Source organism: Candidatus Nitrosarchaeum limnium BG20, assembly GCF_000241145.1.
Lineage (GTDB): Archaea > Thermoproteota > Nitrososphaeria > Nitrososphaerales > Nitrosopumilaceae > Nitrosarchaeum > Nitrosarchaeum limnae.
This window is the reverse complement of the sequence record NZ_AHJG01000021.1, coordinates 1-2048: the sequence shown is the minus strand read 5'-3', so window position 1 is coordinate 2048 and position 2048 is coordinate 1. Positions and strand designations below refer to the sequence as shown.

1 protein-coding gene is annotated in these 2048 nt (G+C 32.7%); it reads right to left on the bottom strand.

What is annotated here, in order from left to right:
- Positions 1 to 104: 104 nt before the first annotated feature.
- The coding region (gene uvrB / locus BG20_RS00975) for an excinuclease ABC subunit UvrB (RefSeq protein WP_010189734.1) at positions 105 to 2048 on the bottom strand (1944 nt) is incomplete at its 5' end.

Sequence of the window (2048 nt, the reverse complement as noted above, 5' to 3'; positions counted from 1 at the left end):
ATTTTCCAGAACCAGATAATCCACTAATCACAACAAGTTTATTTTTTGGGATGTCTACATCAATATTTTTTAGATTGTGATGTCTTGCACCACGAATCTTTAACTTATTTTCTGCCATCTTTAAATTTGATCTCTTTTTCCAGTCTTTTTATCCTATCTCGACATTCTATTGCCCTCTCAAAATCCAATTCTTCAGAATATTTTTTCATTTGAGATTCTAGTTCAATGATATCAGTTGTCATGTCATGTATTGATTTTAATTTAGATTCATCTAATGTTGTGACTTGTTCAGGTACTGATTTTATTATTGTTTGAGGAGTGATATTATGTTCTTTGTTATATTGAATTTGTTTTTCTTTACGTCTGTTTGTTTCATCAATTGCACTTGACATAGATTTTGTTATGTTATCTGCATACATGATCACAGAACCGTTTACATTTCTTGCAGCCCTTCCAAATGTTTGAATCAAGCTAGTAAAATTTCTCAAAAACCCTTCCTTGTCTGCATCTAAAATTGCAACTAGTGAAACCTCCGGTATATCCAATCCTTCTCTTAACAGATTAATTCCAACTAGAACATCAAACTCCCCTAATCGTAATTGTCGAATTAATTCTGTTCTTTGTAGTCCCTCTATTTCAGAGTGCATGTATCGTACTCTAACATGCTTTTTTGAGAGATATTCTGCTAAATCCTCAGCCATTCGTTTTGTAAGGGTAGTTACTAAAACACGCTCATTTTTGGCAGCTCTTTTGGCAATTTCTTGAATTAAATCGTCCATTTGATCTTTAGTTGATCTAATCTCCACAGCAGGATCAAGTAATCCAGTTGGTCTAACTAATTGCTCAGCTATTTGAGCAGATATTTTCTTTTCATAATCACTAGGAGTTGCAGATACAAAAATAGTATTTTTTAGATATCCTTCAAATTCTTCAAATTTTAAAGGGCGGTTATCATATGCACTTGGCAGACGAAACCCATACGTAACCAGTTCTTTTTTTCTTGAATAATCACCTTTGTACATTCCATGCAGTTGTGGTAAAGTGACATGAGATTCATCAATTACTAGTAAGTAATCATCTCCAAAAAAATCCATCAAACAAAATGCTTTCTCACCTGGATTTCGCCCATCAAAATGTCTTGAATAGTTTTCAATTCCAGAGCAATAACCAAGTTCTTCAATCATTTCTAAATCATATTTGGTCCTCATCTCCAACCTTTGTTTTTCTAATTCATTTAGTTCAGGTAATCGTTTCTCTAACTCGTCTTTAATGGAACGGACAGCTTTTTCTCTAACATCTTTTGCAATCAGATAGTGTTTTGCAGGAAATATCTTAATTTGATTTATTTTACGTTTTTCTTTAAGCGAGATATTATCAAGTAACATAATTTTTTCCACATCGTCTCCAAACATGGATATTCTTACAATATCTTCAGAGTAAGCAGGTATAATGTCTATTGTATCGCCTTTAACTCGAAAATTTCCAGGAGCTATTTCAGTATCATTTCTTTCATATCTTGCATCTATGAATTTTTTAATTAAATCGCTTCTTTTAATCACATCTCCAGAATTAATTGTAATTGCCAAGTCATCCCAATCTTTTGGATTACCAAGTGAGTAAATACAAGATACAGTTGAAACGATAATTGTAGGTTCGCCAGAAAGCAACATTGCAGTTGCTTCTAATCGTAATTTTTCAATTTTTTCGTTAATTTGTGTATCTTTTTCAATGTATGTATCTGTTTGAGGCAGATAGCTTTCAGGCTGATAATAGTCATAATAAGATACAAAATAACCCACGTTATTTTTTGGAAAGAATTGTTTTAATTCTGAATATAATTGTGCAGCCAAAGTTTTGTTATGAGAAATCACTAACGTATTTTTCCCAGTTCTTGCAATAACATTTGCAATGGAAAATGTTTTGCCACTACCAGTTACACCAAGCAATGTCTGTATTTGGCGTTTTTTTACTCCTTCTACTAGCAAATCAATTGCCTGTGGTTGATCACCCGTGGGTTCAAACTCAGATACCAATTCAAATTCATGTAG